This window comes from Streptococcus rubneri (assembly GCF_004785935.1).
GTDB lineage: Bacteria > Bacillota > Bacilli > Lactobacillales > Streptococcaceae > Streptococcus > Streptococcus rubneri.
Window position 1 is genome coordinate 925,459 of sequence record NZ_SRRP01000001.1, and the last position, 21,914, is coordinate 947,372.

Genomic DNA, 21,914 nt, shown 5'->3' on the forward strand with positions numbered 1-21,914 from the left:
CTACGTCTTATTTTCCCATAAATGATGCAAAGCGAAAGAGAAGCAAGAGCTCAAGTCAGCTATTTTATTCTATTTTTGATAGACTTATAATGAAAGGAGCTCTTATGAAAATCCAACGTATTGTGAATCCTATTGCTTATGAAAATACTTATCTTATTGAAAATGACCAGCATCTTCTCGTCATTGATCCAGGTAGTGCCTGGTCTCAAATTCAAAACAGAATTGATCAGATTGCTAAGCCCGTATCGGCCATTCTCTTAACTCACACCCATTATGATCATATCCTGAGTTTAGAAAGAGTTCGAGAAACTTACGGTCATCCTCCTGTTTATGTAGATGCCCATGAAGCAGATTGGCTTCAAAGTCCCGTAGACAACCTGTCCGGTTTGGATCGTCATTCTGATTTATTGAATGTTATTTGTCAACCAGCTGAACAACACTTTGATTATCAGCAAGAATATAATCTAGATAATTTCCACTTCTATGTCCTTCATACTCCGGGTCATTCGATTGGGGGCGTCTCTATCGTTTTTCCAGATGATCATTTCGTTTTAACTGGTGATGCCCTCTTTCGTGAGACTATTGGTCGGACAGACCTTCCAACAGGAAGCGCTCCTCAACTTTTAGAAAGTATCGAGACCCAGCTGTTCCCTCTTCCATCTTCCTATGTTGTCTATCCAGGACACGGTGGAGAAACAACGATCGGGCACGAAAAAATGTTTAATCCCTTTTTCCAAAAGCATTAAAAAAGGAGTTCCAGCGAACTTCCTTTTTTTATACTCTTAAATCTTCAAGAAGCGTCTCATGGAAATGGAAGAGCCAATAGACCCGATCAATATTCCAAGCGCAAAGAGTCCACCAATCATCACTGGAACAAGAAGGTTTGGACTGTATAAGAACAATTTCTGATCTTGTAGGGTATTGTACATGGATTTGTAGACAATATTATAGACATAATAAAGCAAGAGAGCTGGTGGAATTGCACCAATCAAACCAATCCAGGCACCTTCCAAAAGGAATGGTGCACGAATATAGCCACTCTTCGCACCTACCAGACGCATAATCTTAATTTCTCTACTTCGTGAAATAATGGTAATCCGAATTGTATTAGAAATCAAGAAGACTGCAATAAACACAAGCAAGGCAGCTCCGATTAAGCCCCAGATCCGAATGAAATTCCCAAGAGCAAAGAGACGTTGAGTATCAACTCCCCCATCTTTGACTTCAGACACCCCTTCAATTTTCTTAGCGGCTTTAGAAACCTCTTTCACATATTTAGGAGCCGTTGTCTCTACAAAATAAGCATCATAGAGAGGATTAGCATCCCCGTCAAAAATTTTCCAGTTATTACCGGCAGTCTTGATCAAGTTTTCATACTGTTCTTCCTTGCTGGAGAACTCAACTTTATCAACATTCTTCATGGCTGTCAACGCATTGTAGACTTTCTTGTAGTCCTCATTATCAACCATCTGGCCTTCTTTTTCGATCTGCTGGCTTTGATCTTGGATATCCTTGCGCATATAGACAACAATCCGTACACTGTTTTGAATATCATCTGATAGCTTGATCGTATTCGCAATAACTGAGGCAAAAATCGCTACAAGTCCAAGTGTAATCATCACCGAACTAACCGCAGCAATGGTCATCCAGCCATTCCGTTTTAAACTTTTAAATGATTCAATGAGATGGCGGAAAAATCTTCTAATCATCGTATCCGTACTCTCCTTCCGCTTCATCCCGTACAACACGGCCATTTTCAATGGCGATAACACGGTGACGAAGTGTATTTACAATTTGGCTATTATGGGTCGCCATCAAAACAGTGGTACCTTGCAAATTAATTCGCTCTAAGAGGTTCATAATTTCCCAAGAGTTATCTGGGTCCAAGTTCCCTGTTGGTTCGTCCGCAATCAATACTTTAGGATTGTTGACGATGGCACGCGCGATAGCGATCCGTTGTTGCTCACCACCTGAAAGCTCATTTGGGAATGAACGAACCTTGTGTTTCAAACCAACAAGGTCTAAAACTTCCATTACGCGTTTTTTAATGTTACGACGACGCTCTCCGATTACTTCCATTGCGTAGGCAATATTTTCATAAACGGTCTTTTTAGGAAGCAATTTGTAGTCTTGGAAGACTACCCCAACGTTCCGACGCAACATCGGAATATCGCGTTTTTTGATTTTATCTAAATCAAAACCAGCAACTTTCAAGCTACCTTTATCATGCTTCACCTCACGGTAAAGCAAGCGAATAAAGGTTGATTTACCTGCACCAGAAGGTCCTACAATATAGGCAAATTCTCCTGGTTCAATATGAACGGTCACTCCTCGAAGAGCTGTCGTTCCGTTGTCATACTTTTTGACAACATCTTTCATTTCAATCATTGACATGTATTGAAAATTCCTTTCCACATTTTATATAGAAGGAGGACTTTAATTGAGACGCCATTTTAAATAGGCATCAATAAAGCCATCAATATCTCCGTCCATTACTTTATCAACTTGGGCTACTTCATAGCTTGTACGGTGATCCTTCACCATGGTATATGGTGTAAAGACGTAGGAGCGAATCTGACTTCCCCAGGTGATTTCTTTTTTATCACCTTTTAAGGAATCCACTTCAGCTGCCTTCTTTTCTTGCTCCAATTGATAAAGTTTCGCCTGCAACATTTTCATTGCACGGTCACGGTTTCCGTACTGAGTCCGGTCAACCGTCGAAGCAACTACAATCCCTGTTGGGATGTGAGTCAAACGAACACCTGTAGAAACCTTGTTGACATTTTGTCCACCAGCTCCACCCGAACGGAAGGTATCCATCTTGATATCATCATCTCGGACTTCCACTTCAATGGTATCATCCAATTCTGGCATGACTTCAACTGATGTGAAGGATGTATGGCGACGTTTAGCTGAGTCGAATGGCGAGATCCGTACCAAACGGTGAACGCCCATTTCAGATTTCAACAAGCCATAGGCATGTGGTCCTTCGAAAGACAAGGTAACGGATTTAATCCCAGCCTCGTCTCCTGCCTGGTAGTCCAAGACTTCCACCTTGAAGCCATGAGCATTTCCGAAGCGGGTATACATCCGAAGAAGCATATCTCCCCAGTCCTGAGCCTCAGTACCACCAGATCCCGGATGGATTTCCAAGATTGCATTATTATTATCATAGGGTTCTGATAAGAGAAGCGTCATCTCATAACTGGTCATCATCTTATCCAACTCTGTCAACTTCTCTTCTAGCTCTTCGTGAACGGATTCATCTTCTGAGAGAAACTCAAGAAGGATTTCGGATTCATCAAACAAGTCTGTCATTTGATGGAAATTCTCATAGGTTTGTTTCAACTCATTTAATTCCTGGGACGTTTTTTGCGCCGCAATATTATCATCCCAAAAATCAGGTTCTGTCATTTTGTTTTCCAAAATGGCAATTTCTTCTTCCAGACCCTCTAAGTCAAAGAGACCCCCTGAAAGAAGCTAATTTTTCACGATTCGCGTCAATTTTCTGACGGATTTCTGAAATATCCATAAGTACCTCTTTCTAAGTATCAGTCTATTATACCACAAACCCCGTCATTTGCACATAGTAAGAGATAGTAAGAATGGCTTACCCTACAAAAATCGCATAAAACCAGGTCGTTGTCACCTCCCTTGTTACATAATTGTTAGATTTGTTACATGTTGGTTACCTTTCTCTTTCTCATCAACTTATGATACACTAGTGATATGACACGTATTGGTTTTATGAGTGACCTGCACCTGGATTCCAATCAGTTTGGCGAGGCCGAACGCATGCAACTCCTGCAGGTCCTACAAGAAGAACAGATTGATCACCTTCATCTAGCTGGTGACATTTCCAATGACTTTAAACAGATAAGCCTTCCCTTCATTCAGGACCTCCAAAGACAGCTTCCTGTCTCCTTTAACCTGGGCAATCACGATATGCTATTTCTTTCAGAAGAAGAAATCAAACAGTACGATTTTCAGGTCCAGACCTTTGGGGATAACCATTTAGTATCTCTTGCTGGATGGTACGATTATAGCTTTGTTCCTGAAAAGAGCAAGGAGGCCCACCTACGTACCAAGAATACTTTCTGGTTTGATCGAAGATTGGAACGTCCTTTAGATGATCCAACCATCACGCAAGAAGTTCTCTTCCGATTAGATCAGCTCCTCGCTTCTTTAGATGGTAGAATCATCGTCGCTCTTCACTTTGTCCCCCACAAGGACTTCCTCGTTAGCCACCCCTACTTTCAGAGATTTAACGCCTTCTTAGGTAGTCAGGCTTTTCATAATCTCTTTGTGAAGCATGAGGTAGCAGATGTCGTTTTCGGACACTTACATCATCGCCATCCTTCTAGAATCATCGATGGCATCCACTATCACATACGGCCTCTTGGCTATATTCGAGAATGGCAACTGACGGAAGACTTTTTCAAGGACTTTCCTCAATACAAGATTCCTCACATGTATCGTCTTCATAAACGCTACAATGCAGTGAAAGACTTAGCTGAATTTCATCAATACAAAAGACAACATTTAGCAAGTGAATTTCGTCAGGCTTTAACCATCCTTGATTGCTAAAAAGAAAAAGATTTCGACCCCATAGGGAATCGAAATCTTTTTTCGTTAAAATTGCTTATGCTTCTGTTTCAAGGAGATTCTTTGCAACAAGGGCTGCAAAGACACCACCAACGATTGGAGCAAGGATAAAGATCCAAATTTGTTGAAGGGCTGCACCACCTACAAAGAGAGCAGGAGCCAAGCTACGAGCTGGGTTAACAGAAAGACCTGTAATGTTCAAACCAACAAGAATGATCAAGGTCAAGCTCAAACCGATCACAAGACCAGCGATCTTCCCGTTTCCTTTTGAAGCTGATGTCACTGTCATGATAACCAAGATAAAGATAAAGGAAGCAATCACTTCAAACAAGAAACCGCCAAATGGAGTCACTCCTTTAGCCAAGGCATTTTCACCAAGACTAGCGGTTGACATACCGGAATTGGACAAAAGGAAGAAGACAGAAGCAGTTGCAAGGAAAGCTCCTACTACTTGCGCTACAATGTAGTTGACCAAGTCTTTTGAAGACAAGCGTTTGTTGACAAACATAGCAATGGAAACAGCAGGATTCAAGTGAGCACCAGAAACAGTCCCGATAGAGTATGCAGCTGCAACAATTGACAAACCGAATGCCAAGGCAATTCCTAAATGCCCAAGTCCTTCAGTTCCATTTCCAAAAACAACAGCGCCAGTCCCGATAAAGACAAGCATAAATGTGCCGATTACTTCAGCAAAAAACTTTTTCATAATCAAGTTTCCTTTCTTAAAACTGTTGTCTAGTTTATCAAAAATCAACTCTTGCCTCAAGAAATATGCCTAGTCATTTTCTGTCAGATAAAAAAGCCATCCGAAGATGACTTTTTATGCTTAAATCGCGTTTTTATCTTTACCAAGCGCACGTTGAACAGCTTTGACAATCTCAACAAGGACCACAATCATAATTGCACCTACAGCAACCACCAACCATTGCGTCAAACTCAAATTTGAAACATGGAATAGCTTGTTAAATCCAGGTACCATAATGGTCGCCATTAAAAGAATAAAGGCAACTGGAATAGACCAGTTAAAGGTCTTGTTCTTGAAAAGTCCCACTTTAAAGATCGATTGGTAAACTGATTTCACGTTAAAAGCATGGAGTAATTGGATCAAACCGAGAGTCGCAAAGGCCATAGTCAGAGCATCTGCATGAATTTCAGCATGACCTCGGTGCTCTGGGAAGAGAATCGCCCATCCGTAAACGCCAAGTACCAAGATAGTTTGGAAGATTCCTTGATAAAGGATAGCTCCAAAGACCCCACCGTCAAAGAAGTTGGACTTGCGTCCACGAGGTTTGTGGGTCATGACACCTGGTTCAGCTGGTTCAACGCCAAGAGCGATAGCTGGGAGAGTGTCCGTTACCAAGTTAATCCATAATAGATGCACTGGTTGAAGAACGTCCCAACCAAAGAGGGTTGCAAAGAAGATGGTAAAGACCTCAGCCATATTGGCAGACAAGAGGTATTGGATGGATTTTTGGATATTGGAGAAGACCTTACGTCCTTCTTCTACCGCTACGATAATAGTGGCGAAGTTATCATCGGCAAGGACCATGTCAGAGGCACCCTTAGAAACCTCCGTACCAGTAATCCCCATACCGATACCGATATCAGCTGTCTTAAGTGATGGCGCATCATTAACCCCGTCACCAGTCATGGCAACGACCTTTCCTTCTTTTTGCCAGGCTTTCACGATCCGAACCTTGTGTTCTGGTGATACACGAGCGTAAACAGAGTACTGCTTGAAGACTTTTTGGAATTCTTCATCAGAAAGTTCGTTCAACTCAGCTCCAGTGAAGACATGGTCTTCGGTATCATTTGGATCAATGATTCCAAGACGTTTAGCAATAGCTTCTGCTGTATCTTGGTGGTCACCCGTGATCATGATTGGACGGATACCTGCTTCTTTAGCGATACGAACAGCTTCAGCTGCTTCTGGACGCTCAGGGTCAATCATGCCGACCAAACCTGAGAAGATGAGGTCAGACTCAACGATTTCAGATTCCAAGGTTGGAATTTCGTTGCTTGTCTTATAAGCCATCATCAAGACACGAAGGGCTTGTTTGGCCAAGTCTTTGTTGGTAGCAAGGATAGCTTGTTTGTCTTCTTCTGTGATAGGGCGAACTTCTCCATTGACTTCAATACGCGTCACACGTTTGAGCAATTGGTCAGGTGCCCCCTTGACAGCGATAAAGTAAGAACCGTCAGCTTCCTTATGAATGGTAGACATGAGCTTACGGTCTGAGTCAAATGGCAATTCAGCCACACGAGGCTCATCCTTCAAGACTTCACGAACGTCAAAGTTGTGGTCCAAGCCAAACTGTACAAGAGCTGTCTCCGTTGGATCACCAATCAGCTTGCCAGATGGGTCCACTTTAGTGTCATTGGCAAAGTTCATGATACGAAGGGTATTGTTGCTAGCAACAATATCAGCTGCAGAGCTTTGCAATTGACCGTTTGTATATACTTTTTCAACCGTCATTTGGTTCATGGTCAAAGTACCTGTTTTATCAGATGCGATGATTTCTGTTGAACCAAGAGTTTCAACCGCTGGTAGTTTACGAACGATTGAATTGCGTTTAGCAAGGGTTGTCGTTCCCAAAGAGAGAACGATGGTTACAATGGCAGGGAGACCTTCTGGAATCGCAGCAACCGCAAGAGCAACCGCAACCATCAAGCCTTCCAACGGATGTTCCCCACGAACGAAGACACCAACCAAGAAAGTAATAACGGCAATCACAACAATCAAGTAAGTCAAGGCCTTAGATAATTGTTCCAAGCTTTGCTTCAACGGCGTTTCTGTTTCGTCTGCGTTGGCTAACATATCCGCAATCTTACCAACTTCTGTGTACATACCAGTGTTGGTTACGACACCAATACCACGACCGTATGTTACGTTTGAGTTTTGGTAACCCATGTTAACACGATCCCCGATACCAGCGTCTGCTTCAACAAGTCCTGTCACATCTTTTTCAACTGGCACAGACTCCCCTGTAAGAGCTGCTTCTTCTATTTTTAGAGAAGCTGCTTCAAACAAGCGCATATCTGCAGGCACGACATCTCCCGCTTCAAGCAAGACGATGTCACCAGGTACCAATTCTTTTGAGTCAATCTCAATCACATGACCATCACGACGAACACGAGCCATCGGGCTAGACATATTTTTTAGAGCTTCAATGGCTGCTTCTGCTTGCCCTTCTTGGTAAACCCCAAAGGCAGCATTCAAGACAACAACGGCCAAGATGATCATGGCATCCGTTAGACCGTCCATTCCTTCTGTAATCACAGAAAGTGCCGCTGCCGCAAGCAAGATGATAATCATCAAATCCTTAAATTGATCAAGGAATTTAGCTAGTAGGCTACGTTTCTCTCCCTCTTCCAACTCATTACGACCATAAGTCGCTAAGCGTTCTTGGGCTTGAGCAGTTGACAAACCCTCGATAGATGAGTCCAAATTCTTTAGGACTTCTTCTGAGGTCTGTGTGTAAAACAAGTCTTTATTTTGTTCTTTTGACAAAATAGTCTCCTCCTTTTTGGCCTCTTTTTACAAAAAAAGAGACCTGTTTTTTAAAAAAACAAGTCTCGCTGTTTAATATAGTGCCGGAAATAATTCGGAATGACGACACTATCGCGGTTTCCCGCCAGCTACTCCCTTGAGTGGTTTCATTATACCACAACTCGTAAAAAAATCAAGAAAAACTATAGATAAATTAGTCTTCCCAAGTCAATTCTAAACGGTAGGTCGCAAACTGTTGACTTCCATCCACTGTTAATAATTGATAAGACAAGCTGAGAGATTGCTCTTCAAGGAGGTAGTCGACTGTATTAATAACAAACTGCTGCATCCCCATAGGAGTCGGAATGAGGGCTTGACTTTTCTCTGAAGCCATAAATTTCATAATGGATTTTGGAGAAGAGAAGCGGGTCATGGTCAATTCTCGGTCATGAAACTTTAAAGCCACTTTTTCTCCCTCTTCATTGACATAGAGGAGATATTGAAATCCCCCTTTTTCTTTCCAATCTCCCTCATAGAACTGATCTACAACTTCGATTTGATCACCGAAACGGATTTGATTTCGTATTCTAATTTTCAAAAGATAAGTTCCTTTCCTTCTTTCTTTTATTTTACCAAAAACTTCCTTCTTTTTCCCTTCACAACCATCTCTCAATACCAATTTAAGGCGATTTCTGCTATAATAGGGACATGAATGAAAAAGTATTTCGCGATCCCGTTCACAACTATATTCACGTAGATCATCCCGTAATATATCAATTAATCAATACAAAAGAATTTCAACGACTACGTCGCATCAAACAATTGGGGACCTCAGGGTTTACCTTTCATGGGGGCGAGCATAGTCGTTTTTCACACTGTCTTGGAGCCTATGAGATTGCTCGTCGCATTCTGTCTATCTTTGATGAGAAATATGCTGATCTTTGGGATTCGAAAGACTCTCTCTTAACCATGGTGGCCGCCCTCTTACATGATATCGGACACGGAGCCTACTCTCATACCTTTGAAGGGTTATTTGATACGGACCACGAAGAAATGACCCAGGCCATCATCACCTGTCCAGAGACAGAAATCTATCAGATATTAGTGCAAGTTGCTCCCGACTTCCCTCAAAAGGTAGCTAGTGTTATCGACCATACTTATCCTAATAAACAGGTAGTACAGTTAATTTCTAGCCAGATTGATGTTGATCGGATGGACTATCTTCTTCGAGATGCCTACTTTACTGGAGCTTCTTATGGAAATTTTGATTTAACTCGCATTCTCCGTGTTATCCGCCCCATACCAAATGGAATTGCTTTCCAGAGAAATGGCATGCACGCGGTTGAAGATTATGTCGTCTCCCGCTACCAAATGTATATGCAGGTCTACTTCCATCCTGCTACTCGAGCCATGGAAGTCCTCTTGCAAAATCTACTTAAACGAGCACGCCTTCTTTATTCGAAACAAAAGGAATTTTTCCAAGCGACCTCTCCAAAACTACTTCCTTTTTTTGAGCATGAGGTTACTTTATCCGATTACCTTGCTCTCGATGATGGGGTTATGAATACCTATTTCCAATCCTGGATGGAAAGTTCTGACACTATTCTTTCGGACCTGGCTCAACGCTTTATCAATCGTAAGGTGTTCAAGTCTATCCTCTTCCAAGATAAGGACGAAAATAAACTACCAATCCTTAGTCAGCTCATTCAAGAGGTTGGCTTTGATCCAAACTATTACACAGCCATCCATCGGAACTTTGATCTCCCTTACGATATTTATCGACCAGATTCAGAAAAACCAAGGACTCAGATTGAGATTATCCAAAAGGATGGGAAGCTAGCTGAACTTTCCCTACTGTCTCCTATTGTGGCTTCACTTGCAGGCAGTCGTCAAGGAGACAACCGCTTCTATTTCCCTAAAGAAATGTTGTTGGAAAACAGTTTATTTGCACCACAATTACAGCGATTCCAGTCTTATATTGTTAATGATAGCTTTACAGGAGAGATGCATGACTATTAAGCTCGTTGCCCTCGATATTGATGGAACTCTCTTGACCTCTGATGGTCGGGTGACACCTGAAGTTTTCGAGGCCATTCAAGAAGCCAAAGCACAAGGTGTTCATGTCGTTTTAGCGACTGGTCGTCCTCGTTCTGGCGTTCTTCATTTATTAAAGGAACTACAGTTGGATCAACCAGGTGACTTGGTGATTACATTCAATGGTGGACTGATTCAAGATGTGCATACAGGGGAGACCCTCTATGAAGAACAATTATCTTATGAGGACTACTTGGACATTGAATATCTTTCTCGAAAATTACTAGTTCCCATGCATGCGATTACTAAAACTGGGATCTATACAGCCAACCGCAACATTGGAAAGTACACTATCCATGAAGCTAAATTGGTTCAGTCGGATCTCTTTTATCGCACTCCTGAAGAGATGGAACAGCATACCATTCTCAAATGCATGTATGTGGATGAGCCAGAGAGATTAGAAGAACTTCTCCCTGCCATCCCAGCAGACTTTTACGAACGCTTTACGATAGTACGTTCAGCTCCTTTTTATCTGGAGTTACTTCCTAAGACTGTTAATAAAGGCTTTGCCCTCTTACAATTAGCTTCTAAATTGAACTTAAGTCCAGATCAAGTCATGGCAGTTGGCGATCAAGAAAACGACCAGGCTATGTTGGAAGTTGCCGGTCTTCCAGTTGCAATGGAAAACGCCAGCCCTGAATTAAAACATTTTGCAAAAAAGATTACACGATCCAACGATGACTCGGGCGTAGCCTACGCCCTTAGAAAGTGGGTACTCCGTTAATGTATAGTTATAAAATCGGTATCTCTTCCGAAGAACATGATGAATTTGTGAAAAAGAGCTCTCAAACCAATCTGCTTCAAAGCTCTGATTGGGCAAAGATCAAAGATAACTGGGGGAATGAACGTCTAGGTGTCTACAAGGATCAAGAGCTCGTTGCTGTCGCAAGTATTTTAATTCAACCCCTTCCACTTGGTTTTACCATGCTCTATATTCCACGTGGACCGATTATGGACTACCAAAACAAGGACCTAGTAGCCTATATGCTCCAATCCATAAAAACTTTCGCCAAGAGTAAGCGTGCTGTCTTCGCTAAGTTTGATCCCTCTCTTTTCCTAAGAAAAGGATTAATCGGCCAAGAAGTAGAAGATCAAGAAGTCAGTGTAGCGATTATTCAATTCTTAGAAAAATTCGGAGTTGAATGGGTTGGGCGGACCAAAGATATGGGGGAAACGATTCAACCACGCTTCCAAGCGAATATCTATAAAGAATATTTCACAGAAGAGCAACTGTCTAAATCCACCAAACAGGCCATTCGTACTGCTCGAAACAAAGGGGTCGAAGTCGTCTTTGGTGGCCCAGAACTCTTGGATGAATTTGCTGCTTTGATGAAGAAAACAGAAGCTCGCAAGGGCATCCACCTTCGTGGCAAAGACTATTACGAAAAACTCCTCACAACCTATGCTGGGCAATCATACATCACTCTATCAAGAATTAATCTATCCCAGCGCCTCACTTCACTAGAAAACCAACTAGAAAAGAATCTACTTGAAGTAAGTCGCTTTAATGAGAAAACAAAACCAGGTAAAATTGACAACAACCGCCAAGAAAAAGAACGCTTGGAGGAAGAAATTCAATTTCTCAAGCAGGCATTGGATGCAGGCAAAGAAACCGTATCTCTATCTGGAACCTTAACCCTCGAATATGGGGGTACTTCTGAAAATGTCTATGCAGGAATGGACGAAAATTTTCGTCGTTATCAACCAGCCATTTTGACTTGGTACGAAACAGCCCAGCATGCCTTTGATAGAGGAGCCGATTGGCAAAATATGGGGGGGATTGAAAACGATTTGGATGGGGGCCTCTACCACTTTAAATCCAAGTTTAATCCAATGATTGAAGAGTTTGTTGGTGAGTTTAACCTTCCAACCAGTCTTCTTTATCCCCTCGTCAACAAGGCCTATCAATTACGAAAAAAATTAAGAAATAAACAATGAGGTAACCGATGACTTTCGCTATTCTAACCAAAGAAGAGTTCGCTAGCCATGCTAATAGCGCCTCCTATCGTTCCTTTATGCAGACACTTGAAATGGCCAGCCTTCTTGAGAAAAGAGGTTTTAAGACCCAGTATGTCGGTTGGAAAACAGGAACTCAAATTACCATCTCTGCCCTCCTGTATTCAATGCCTATGACGGGGGGCCTTCACTTGGAAGTTAATTGCGGTCCTGTTATTACTGATCGTTCTCATCTTCAGGACTTCTATCAGTCTTTGCAAGATTATGCTAAGAATCAAGGGGCGCTTGAATTAATTATCAAGCCCTACGACACTTATCAAACCTTCGATAGTGATGGGAATCCACGTTCAGAGGCTCGTCAAGACTATATTAACGAATTGGCCCATATTGGCTATTCCTTTGACGGTTTGCAAACGGGATATCCTGGTGGAGAGCCTGATTGGCACTATGTCAAGGACTTGTCAGGGCTCACACCTCAAACCCTTCTATCTTCCTTCAGTAAAAAAGGAAAACCCCTCGTCAAAAAAGCCAACACTTTCGGCATTCAATTAAAAAAGTTAAACCGAGATGAACTAAGCATCTTTAAGGAAATCACTTCTGCTACTTCTGATCGAAGAGAATACAGTGATAAAAGTCTAGACTATTATCAAGATCTCTATGATAGCTTTGGTGAGCAAGCTGAATTTATGATTGCAACCCTCAATTTTCAAGATTACCTCCGTCATCTTGATCAAGACCAAGAAAAATTACAGTTCAAAATAACAAGATTAGAAAAAGAGCTCCTGGCTCAGCCTCAATCTGAAAAGAAACAAAATCAATTACGCGAATTGTCAAGCCAATTTGAAACCTTTGAAACTCGAAAAACTGAGGCTCATGACTTTATCAAACGCTATGGAGATCAGGATGTGGTCCTTGCTGGAAGTCTTTTCCTCTACTTTCCTCAGGAAACAACCTACCTCTTTAGTGGCTCTTATCCTGAATTTAATAAATTTTATGCGCCAACCCTTCTACAAGAACATGTCATGAAGGAATCTCTACACCGTGGTATTTACCACTATAATTTCTTGGGCATCACCGGACTCTTTGACGGATCAGACGGTGTTCTTCGTTTCAAACAAAACTTCAACGGCTATATCGTCCGTAAGATGGGAACCTTCCGCTATTATCCAAATCCTCTGAAATTTAAAGCCTTGTCCTTGATTAAACGACTCTTAGGACGCTCATAACAAACAAAGAGGCTGGGACAAAAGTCCTAGCCTCTCAATTGTCTTTGGATTGTCGAGCAAGACGCAGTGGTTGAGTGGGCTATATACGCTGATTTCATCCACTTTTACAGCCCTACTCAACTGTGCGGAGGTTGGACAACGAAATCGAATTCTAACGAATTACCGATTTCTGTCCTACTCTCTTTTAAGACAGAAAAAAGACGAGAAGTCTCTCGCCTTTTTTGTTCTGCATTAGTTTACGAAGTTCAACAATGCCAAGAAGCTTTCTGGATCAAGGGATGCACCACCAACAAGAGCTCCATCAACGTCTGGACAAGCCATGTATTCAGCAACGTTTTCAGGTTTCACTGAACCACCGTATTGAACACGTACTTTGTCAGCCACTTCTTGACCGAAGTCAGCAGCAACAACGTCACGAACCACTTTACACATTTTTTGTGCGTCGTCTTGTGAAGCTGATTTACCTGTACCGATCGCCCAAATTGGCTCATAAGCGATGACAGATGCAGCCACTTGCTCAGCAGTCAAACCAGCCAAAGCAGCTGAAACTTGAGCACCTACGAATTCTGCCGCTTTACCAGCTTCATAAGTTTCTAGGGACTCACCACAACAGATGATTGGAAGCAAACCATTGGCAAAGATTGCTTTTGCCTTCTTGTTAATATCTTCATCTGTTTCATGGAAGTAGTCACGACGTTCTGAGTGACCAATTACCACATAGTCAGTACCGATTTCTTTCAAAACTTGTGGGCTAGTTTCACCAGTGAAGGCACCTGCATTTTCAAAGTAGCAGTTTTGAGCTGCAACTTTAAGATTTGTTCCTTTTGCTGCTGCAAGAACAGTAGTTAAATCAAGAGCAGGAGCTGCAATCCCAGCTTCAACAAGTTCAGCTGATGGAAGTTTTGATGCTACTGCTTCAACAAATGCTTTTGCTTCCTCTGGGTTTTTGTTCATTTTCCAGTTACCAGCAATAAATGGTTTACGTGACATTTCACACACCTCGTTTTTCTTTATTGATATTACCTATTTTATCACAATTTTCAAAATAATGAAAGTTTACACAAGCTTCTATTTTCATTTTCTAATTTCTGAACTTCTCTTTAATAAATAAGAAAAAACCCCGTCTTCACGGGGTTTTCTGTCTGTCTTTATAATTGTTAATCTGGGAACTAGATCGAATTAAGCTTCGATTTCAGTAACCATACCTGAACCAACAGTACGTCCACCTTCACGGATAGAGAATGTAGTACCTTTTTCAACGGCGATTGGGTGAATCAACTCAACGTCGATAGTCACGTTATCACCAGGCATTACCATTTCAGTTCCAGCAGGAAGTTCAATAGATCCAGTTACGTCAGTTGTACGGAAGTAGAACTGTGGACGGTAGTTGTTGAAGAATGGAGTATGACGTCCACCTTCCTCTTTAGTAAGGATATAAACTTCACCTTTAAATTTAGTGTGTGGGTTGATTGAACCTGGTTTAGCAATAACTTGTCCACGTTCAATTTCATCACGTTGGATACCACGAAGAAGCACACCAACGTTGTCCCCTGCAAGACCTTCGTCAAGTTGTTTACGGAACATTTCAACACCAGTAACAACCGCTTTTTGGATTTCTTCTTTAATACCAACGATTTCGATTTCGTCGTTGACTTTAACGATACCACGGTCGATACGTCCTGATGCTACAGTACCACGTCCAGTGATTGAGAATACGTCTTCGACTGGAAGAAGCAATGGTTTGTCAGTATCGCGTTCTGGTTCTGGGATGTACTCATCAACAGTGTTCATCAAGTCCATGATGATGTCTTCGTATTTAGAGTCACCTTCAAGAGCTTTAAGAGCTGAACCTTGGATAACTGGAAGGTCATCACCTGGGAAATCGTATTCTGAAAGAAGGTCACGGATTTCCATTTCAACCAATTCAAGCAATTCTTCATCGTCAACCAAGTCAACTTTGTTCATGAAGACGATCAAGTGTTTAACACCAACCTGACGTGAAAGAAGGATGTGCTCACGAGTTTGTGGCATTGGTCCATCTGTAGAAGCTACTACAAGGATAGCTCCGTCCATTTGGGCAGCACCAGTGATCATGTTTTTAACGTAGTCCGCGTGTCCTGGCGCATCGATGTGAGCGTAGTGACGTTTTTCAGTTTCATACTCAACGTGTGCAGTGTTGATGGTGATACCGCGTTCGCGTTCTTCTGGAGCAGCATCGATAGACGCATAGTCTTTAGGTTGGTTAACTGATGAAGGCAAGCGACGTGCCAAAACAGTTGTGATAGCTGCAGTTAGGGTAGTTTTACCGTGGTCAACGTGTCCGATAGTACCAATGTTAACGTGTGGTTTACTACGATCGTATTTTTCTTTTGCCATTTGAGTAAAAGCCTCCAATAAAATATATTTTATAGATAGACAGTAGGCAATACAGTCTAACTTTCCTTACTATTTTATCAAATTTCGACTAAATTGCAAGTGTTTTACTAGCTTTTTTCTTATTTCTTTTTTACTTCAAAGATTTTTATTAAATATCAGTTTGATCCTTGAACCACGTATTTTTCCTGCCTAAAAAAGCATTCAATTTTGATTATTTATTCGTTCATCTGTGTAGGACCTTTCTCAGAGCCAATGTTTCTAGTAAGCTAAAAAGATCCAAAGCCATGAGATGGCTTTGAATCTTTAAAAAAGTATAGAATCCGAAGCTTAACCAGAGTTACGCAACCCTGTCGCCACCCCATTAATAGTAATATGAATCAACTTATCTTGATCGGCTGGAAGTTCTCCTCTACGTTGGCGCTTGATCAATTCCAATTGAATATAATTGAGAACGTTAAAATAAGGCATTCGATAATCCAAACTATCTTTAAGATAAGGGTTTTCCGCCAAAAGTTCCTCATGTTCTTCAATCTCAAGGATGACTTCTTTAGTCAATTGCCACTCATCCAAAATGATATTGAAAATATTCCGAACCTCTTCTTCTTCACAAAGTTTGGCGTACTCAAAGGCAATATTCATGTTAGCTTTCGATAGGACCATGTCTACATTAGAAAGTAAGGATCTAAAGAAAGGCCAGTTTTTATACATGTAGTGTAAGGTTTTGATATTTTCTGGATCTGCATCGATAAATTCCTTAAAGCTAGAACCAACACCGTACCAACCAGGGAACATCACACGACTTTGTGACCATGAGAAGACCCAAGGAATGGCACGCAGGCCACCAATTTCTTTGATGGTTTTACGGGCTGCTGGACGGGAACCAATATTGAAACTAGAAATAGCCTTAATGGGACTGGATTCGAAGAAGTAATCATAGAAATGCTCATTACCAAACACCAGTTCACGATAAATATCGTAGCTACGATTGACAATCTGGTCCATTATCTCATTGTACTGATCGGACATGCTCTTTTCACTCTTCTGCTTAGCAATCATCCGGTTAATCGTTGCAGATACCAACATTTCCAAGTTGTAATAAGCTGCATCCTTGTTCCCATATTTATTGCCAATGACCTCACCTTGCTCCGTCAAACGAATGCGGTCATTAATGGATCTCAATGGTTGTGAGGTAATGGCTTCATAGGTTGGACCGCCCCCACGACCAACCGTTCCCCCACGGCCATGGAAAAAGGTAATTTTGACACCAAACTCGTCGCCAATCGCTGTTAATTGTTGCTGGGCCTTATAAAGAGTCCAACAAGAAGATAGATAACCACCGTCTTTGTTACTATCTGAATAACCAAGCATAATTTCTTGGTAGTTATTCTTAGAAGCAATCCAGCGCTTAGCAATTGGAAGTGATAGATACTTTCTCATTGTATCTTCAGATTGATCCAAGTCTTCGATCGTCTCAAAGAGGGGAACAATTTGCACACGTGCGCTTTCCTTGTCAATCAGTCCCACTTCTTTCAACATGATAGCCAACTCAAGCATATCCGATACACTGGTTGCGTGAGAAATAATGGTTTGGCGAATGACATCTTCTCCTAAGCGGTCTTTTAATTCACGCGCTGTTCGGAAAATAGCTAATTCTTTTTCAAGCAATTCTGATTTTTCTGCATGGGTAGCAGATAAAATCCGAGGATCTTCTAACAACTCTTGTAAAAGCAACTCGCACTTTTCGTCTTCTGACAAATCACTGTAATGGTCATTGATTCCAGCTTCTTTGAGAAGTTCCGCAACACAGGCTTCATGGACACTCGAATCTTGACGCATATCGATTGAAGCCAAGAAGAATCCAAAGACTTCTACTGCTTCTAATAACTCAGCAAACTCTCCTGAGATTAAAGCCTCTGCCTTATTTTCAATCAATGACTCTTGAATTAGGATCAAATCCTGTTTAAATTCTTCAACTGTTTCGTAATAAGGAGGACGGTCTTCTGCTAACTCTTGGATAGCTCCACTGATGCGGTTACCAATATAATCAGAAACCACCCCTTGTTGATGGGTGTGAGCACCGAGGAGACGCTCAACCGGATGACGGTCATCTACTGTTGAGCCAACTACAGACCATTCCTTGATATTTAATAAGGTTTGGACCAATTTGGATTGAATATAATGGAAGGCCCGACGATAAGGTTCTTTTTCACGAAAGACAGAAGTATCACCAGAACGTGCGGCCATCTCTTCTACAGCTTGACTGGTTTTCGAAAGATTGGTTGAGAGTGAGAAATTACGATAGAGACTGGAGATCTTACTAATATAATAATTTAAGATTACTTCACTTTGAATAGTGGCTGAACGCTTGAGGGTTTCAGCAGTTACAAATGGATTCCCGTCTCGGTCTCCACCAATCCACATTCCCATGGTAATTGGTTTTGGTTTCTTCAACTCAATTCCTTGTTCCTTTGCTAAACGTTTATACTCTAACATCAGATTTGGAACAGCCTGAAGGAAGGAGCTATTATAATACTCCATGACGTTGGTAATCTCATTAGTAACCTTGAGTTTCTTTTCACGAATCATGTCAGTTTGCATCATAATTTCGATATTGCGACGCAAATTATTATACCATTTGGTCTCATTCATCAGACCAGATTTCACATCCCGATGCTGGCGCAACAAACTATGAATATGGGTCGTTAAATCCAACATCGTTTTCCGTTGTACTTGAGTTGGATGAGCTGTTAAAACCGGAACTACATTCAAGTTTTCAAGAATCTCATGTGCATTTTCTTTTTGGGCTACTTGGCGAATGGTCGAAGATAACTTCCCGAGATAGTCCTCTCCTCGGTTATTTTGACGGTTAATTTCAAAAGCTAAGTCCACGTCCTCTGAGATATTAATCAACAAAGGTAGGATGGCAAAATAGCGTGAGATAACTATCATCTCTTCATTGGTGAGGTCTTTTACAATCTCATCCAATTTTTGGTAATCTTTAGAAACCGAGAGATTTTTCAACTCCAGAATTTTTTCAAAGGTTTCAGAACTGACCAAGTTTTTCGCAATATCTTCCAATATTGTCGTTAAAATTTCAGCCTCTTCTTTAATAATATCTTTATTAGTGTAGTTTTCAAGTTTCTGTAAGGTCATGATTTCTCCTTTTCTATGCTCAGCAAACTCTTAGTAGTAAGTCTGAATCTTGTGAGGCCGTTCATAGGCCGGTTCTTCTTCATAAGCCAGGGCCCGTTTCTCACTAGCATCAATATTTAGAACGAGAGCAATCGCAATCGACAGTACCCATAGGCTATTTCCTCCTTGAGAAAGGAAGGGAAAGGTGACTCCTGTTGACGGAATCAAACCAGAAATCCCTCCGATATTGATAAAGGTTTGTGTTAGTAGCATTCCTCCAATACCGATAGCCATCATAGAATTAAATGGATCTCTCGCTCGGATTCCTACCAAAATGATTCGTAAAATCAAGAAGAACAACATGGCTAAGATAAGACTAGCTCCTACAAAGCCCAGTTCTTCAATAACAATAGAGAAGACAAAGTCTGTGTGGGCCTCTGGTAAATAACCTTGCTTTTCAATTGAATTTCCTAATCCTAAACCAAACCAACCTCCATTACTCATAGCATAGTAGGAATTAGCTAATTGGTGACCCGCATCAGATAAATCAGCAAAGGGATTAAAAAATGCACTAAAACGCTTAGCGACATAGCCAAAAACAGGGATTTTAGATACTCGTTCTACCCCGATTAATTTAATCGAGTAAAGGATAAAAGTAGATCCACCAACCAAAAGTCCTAAGATACTGGTAAACCAACGATAACCAATCCCACTTGCAGTAATTAAGATTATGGTCGTCAATGCAAGAATAGTCGCATTTCCCAAGTCTGGCATGATCACGACAATCGCAATCAGAAAAAGAACCATCCAACGCCAGTCCGAGAGGTCACGAGGAATCCATTCATTACGAGTAAGAGCTTGATAATCATATTGTTTGATTTCTTCCTGTTTTTTTGAAAACACCAAGGATAAATACCAAACTAAGATGATTTTCAAATACTCTGCTGGCTGAATGGAGAACCCTCCAAAATTCAGCCAACCGTGAGCCCCATTAACTGTATCAGTGGTGAAACGGGATAGCAAGAGGAGAATGGTCTCTATAATAATAAAGATTCCAATAAATCCCTTTTTCTTTAGAATATTGAGTTTTACCTTATAAATAAAAAGAATAGATAAGAGACTCAGAACAAAAAAAATACCTTGGCTTCGAATCATCCCAAATGGACTAATCCCTTTTTGAATGGCAAGCGCGCTTGTTGTGGAGTAAACAACAATCAATCCTAAAACGGATAAAAGTAAATAAGGAATTAGAATAGAATAGTTTAAAAAATGACGTTTATCTAATTTCATGGAACACCCATACCTTTAATTTTCAAATTTCATTATATCACCTTTCAATAGTAAAAAAAAGAAAAGAACCAATAAGATTCGGATTTTCAAGATGGAGCGCTTTCATCTAACCTACTTGTCAACCATACCAATTCTCACTTCTCCTCTTTTCTTAAAGCTTCAATTTAAATGGATGATAAAAATTCATTGTTCCGATTTTATCCTTTTCTGGTCTAAAAATTCGGATTTCCCACTTCAGTCAATCGCTTTCTTTTGCCTTTTTCCATGAATTAAGGTAAAATGATTCTGTATGAGAAAAAGGATTAAACCAATCGTGCTCTTAGTCTTTTTCGCAAGTGTCTTTTCATTCTTATTGATTTCAAAAACAATAGCTGATATTCATAAAAGTCAACTTGCACAATCCAAGACCATACAAGAGCCAAGAAAAACAACTAAATCTCGTGCTTCCTCCTCATCCACAGAGGAAGAGCCCGAGCTAGACCAATATTTTTTGAATCGCCCGATAATCGACATTTCCGGTTGGCAACTACCAAGTGAAATTGATTACGACGTCTTGGCACAAAACGTGTCTGGAGTTATTGTTCGTGTTCACAGTGGGGCTCAAGCCAAAAAGGAAAATGCTGCCACTTATTTGAATGGGATTGATAAGTCATTTGAAACCCATATCAAGGAGTTCAAAAAACGTGATATTCCTGTTGCAGTCTATGCTTATGTGGCTGCAAAAGATAAAAAGGAAATGGAAAAAGAGGCAGAAGAATTCTATAAGGCAGCTAAAAAATATAAACCGACATACTACTGGTTAGATGTAGAAGAAAAGACCATGAAGGACATGAATGCCGGAGTCGAAGCCTTTCGCGCTAAGCTTGCCTCATTGGGGGTTAAGAATATTGGGATCTACATCGGAACTTACTTCATGGAAGAACACAGTATTTCCACTGATAAATTTACGGCTCTTTGGATTCCAACATACGGCTACGATGACGGTTACTATAATGCTGCTCCTCTCACCGATTCAGAATATGATTTACACCAGTACACTTCCCAAGGACAGTTAAATGGTTTCAGCCATTATTTGGATTTAAATCAAATTTCGACTGTACAAGACCAAGAAACGATTTATCGAAAATTGTTTACAGTTCCAAAAGACGAATAAGATAAGAAGCCTCAAGGCTTCTTTTTTGTTTCAACGAGCCCTCTGCTTAGAATATTTTCGGAAAAGAAGAGCGTATGATATAATATGAAAAAAGAAGAAAGTATCTCATCGCTATGGCAAAGAAACAAAAGATTAAAAAAACATTAGTGGAACAAATTTTGACCAAGGCTAAAATCGACCACCAAGGCATCCAGATCAATGCCTTAGAAGGAAACATTCCCGAAAGCATCGCTCAAGAACAGATCTATAAAACCCTTGCATTAGCTGGTGACAAAACCGGACCAGTTATTGGTATTGTTCCCATCTCTGCCCATTTGTCAGAGAAAAAATTAGCCAAACTATCTGGCAATAAAAAAGTTAGTATGATTCCGCAAAAAGATTTAGAAAAGACGACGGGCTATGTCCACGGGGCTAATAATCCTGTTGGGATTCGACAAAAACACAACTACCCTATTTTCATTGATCAATCCGCCCTGGAACTAGATCAGATGATTGTCTCTGCAGGTGAAGTTGGTCACAGTATTCAAATCAAAGCGCAAGATTTAGCTGATTTTGTCAAGGCTAGCTTCGAGGACATAGTCGAGTAAAGGAT

Annotated in this window: 18 protein-coding genes; 8 read left to right on the forward strand and 10 right to left on the reverse strand. The window is 41.0% G+C overall.

Translation table 11 applies throughout. From position 1 onward, the window contains the following. Positions 1-104 precede the first annotated feature (104 nt). The gene (locus E5S68_RS04685; RefSeq protein ID WP_135782550.1) at positions 105-746 is read left to right on the forward strand and encodes an MBL fold metallo-hydrolase; all 642 of its coding nucleotides are present in this window, start codon (positions 105-107) and stop codon (positions 744-746) included. 36 nt (positions 747-782) lie between these two features. Here E5S68_RS04685 and ftsX read toward each other — a convergent pair whose 3' ends face one another. From ftsX to prfB, 3 genes are all read right to left on the reverse strand, one after another. Next, a complete protein-coding gene (ftsX, locus tag E5S68_RS04690; protein ID WP_135782551.1) occupies positions 783-1,709 on the reverse strand; it encodes a permease-like cell division protein FtsX in 927 nt (308 codons plus the stop codon). Then, on the reverse strand, positions 1,702-2,394 hold the full coding sequence (ftsE, locus tag E5S68_RS04695) for a cell division ATP-binding protein FtsE (protein ID WP_006595938.1): 693 nt from the start codon (positions 2,392-2,394) through the stop codon (positions 1,702-1,704). The genes ftsX and ftsE overlap by 8 nt, the downstream gene beginning before the upstream one ends. Positions 2,395-2,436: 42 nt before the next feature. Then, positions 2,437-3,532, reverse strand: a protein-coding gene (gene prfB / locus E5S68_RS04700) for a peptide chain release factor 2 (RefSeq protein ID WP_129821903.1) whose coding sequence is annotated in 2 segments (ribosomal slippage) — positions 2,437-3,459 and positions 3,461-3,532 — 1,095 coding nt in all. Because the reading frame shifts where the segments join, the coding sequence is not laid out codon by codon here. 197 nt (positions 3,533-3,729) lie between these two features. Between prfB and E5S68_RS04705 the strand changes: the two genes are divergently transcribed. Next, entirely contained in the window at positions 3,730-4,587 is an 858-nt protein-coding gene (locus E5S68_RS04705; protein ID WP_135782552.1) for a metallophosphoesterase, read from the forward strand. 55 nt (positions 4,588-4,642) lie between these two features. Here E5S68_RS04705 and E5S68_RS04710 read toward each other — a convergent pair whose 3' ends face one another. The 3 genes from E5S68_RS04710 to E5S68_RS04720 all read right to left on the reverse strand — a co-directional run bounded on the left by E5S68_RS04710 (position 4,643) and on the right by E5S68_RS04720 (position 8,693). Next, positions 4,643-5,311 (reverse strand): MIP/aquaporin family protein, encoded by a 669-nt coding sequence (locus E5S68_RS04710; protein ID WP_135782553.1) that lies wholly within the window; start codon positions 5,309-5,311, stop codon positions 4,643-4,645. A 120-nt stretch (positions 5,312-5,431) separates the two neighbouring features. Further along, entirely contained in the window at positions 5,432-8,116 is a 2,685-nt protein-coding gene (locus E5S68_RS04715) for a calcium-translocating P-type ATPase, PMCA-type (RefSeq protein ID WP_135782554.1), read from the reverse strand. A 193-nt stretch (positions 8,117-8,309) separates the two neighbouring features. After that, positions 8,310-8,693 carry a YwiB family protein gene (locus tag E5S68_RS04720; RefSeq protein ID WP_135782555.1) on the reverse strand — a complete coding sequence of 128 codons (384 nt, stop codon included), beginning with the start codon at positions 8,691-8,693 and terminating at the stop codon, positions 8,310-8,312. A 110-nt stretch (positions 8,694-8,803) separates the two neighbouring features. On the opposite strand from E5S68_RS04720, the gene E5S68_RS04725 reads away from it, so the two are divergent. From E5S68_RS04725 to E5S68_RS04740, 4 genes are read left to right on the forward strand one after another with little or no spacing between them, the layout of a single operon-like run. Beyond that, entirely contained in the window at positions 8,804-10,114 is a 1,311-nt protein-coding gene (locus E5S68_RS04725) for an HD domain-containing protein (protein WP_135782556.1), read from the forward strand. After that, entirely contained in the window at positions 10,104-10,913 is an 810-nt protein-coding gene (gene yidA, locus E5S68_RS04730) for a sugar-phosphatase (RefSeq protein WP_135782557.1), read from the forward strand. Before E5S68_RS04725 ends, yidA begins: the two co-directional genes overlap by 11 nt. Continuing rightward, positions 10,913-12,127, forward strand: coding sequence for an aminoacyltransferase (locus E5S68_RS04735; RefSeq protein ID WP_135782558.1), 1,215 nt, complete (start codon positions 10,913-10,915; stop codon positions 12,125-12,127). Before yidA ends, E5S68_RS04735 begins: the two co-directional genes overlap by 1 nt. 8 nt (positions 12,128-12,135) lie before the next feature. Then, positions 12,136-13,371, forward strand: a complete 1,236-nt coding sequence (locus E5S68_RS04740) for an aminoacyltransferase (protein ID WP_135782559.1) — start codon at positions 12,136-12,138, stop codon at positions 13,369-13,371. A 231-nt stretch (positions 13,372-13,602) separates the two neighbouring features. Here E5S68_RS04740 and tpiA read toward each other — a convergent pair whose 3' ends face one another. The 4 genes from tpiA to ftsW form a co-directional block, all read right to left on the reverse strand. Then, complete coding sequence (tpiA, locus tag E5S68_RS04750; RefSeq protein WP_135782560.1) at positions 13,603-14,361, reverse strand: triose-phosphate isomerase; 759 nt, start codon at positions 14,359-14,361, stop codon at positions 13,603-13,605. A 189-nt stretch (positions 14,362-14,550) separates the two neighbouring features. Next, complete coding sequence (tuf, locus tag E5S68_RS04755; RefSeq protein WP_135782561.1) at positions 14,551-15,747, reverse strand: elongation factor Tu; 1,197 nt, start codon at positions 15,745-15,747, stop codon at positions 14,551-14,553. Between the two features lie 327 nt (positions 15,748-16,074). Then, positions 16,075-18,900, reverse strand: a complete 2,826-nt coding sequence (ppc, locus tag E5S68_RS04760; protein WP_135782562.1) for a phosphoenolpyruvate carboxylase — start codon at positions 18,898-18,900, stop codon at positions 16,075-16,077. Between the two features lie 30 nt (positions 18,901-18,930). After that, positions 18,931-20,169, reverse strand: a complete 1,239-nt coding sequence (ftsW, locus tag E5S68_RS04765) for a cell division peptidoglycan polymerase FtsW (protein WP_135782563.1) — start codon at positions 20,167-20,169, stop codon at positions 18,931-18,933. Between the two features lie 289 nt (positions 20,170-20,458). On the opposite strand from ftsW, the gene E5S68_RS04770 reads away from it, so the two are divergent. Both E5S68_RS04770 and E5S68_RS04775 read left to right on the forward strand, forming a co-directional pair. Next, positions 20,459-21,322: a GH25 family lysozyme gene (locus E5S68_RS04770; protein ID WP_135782564.1), complete on the forward strand. Its 864-nt coding sequence runs from the start codon at positions 20,459-20,461 to the stop codon at positions 21,320-21,322. A 113-nt stretch (positions 21,323-21,435) separates the two neighbouring features. Continuing rightward, positions 21,436-21,909, forward strand: a complete 474-nt coding sequence (locus E5S68_RS04775; RefSeq protein ID WP_135782565.1) for an aminoacyl-tRNA deacylase — start codon at positions 21,436-21,438, stop codon at positions 21,907-21,909. The last annotated feature ends 5 nt before the right edge of the window (positions 21,910-21,914 follow it).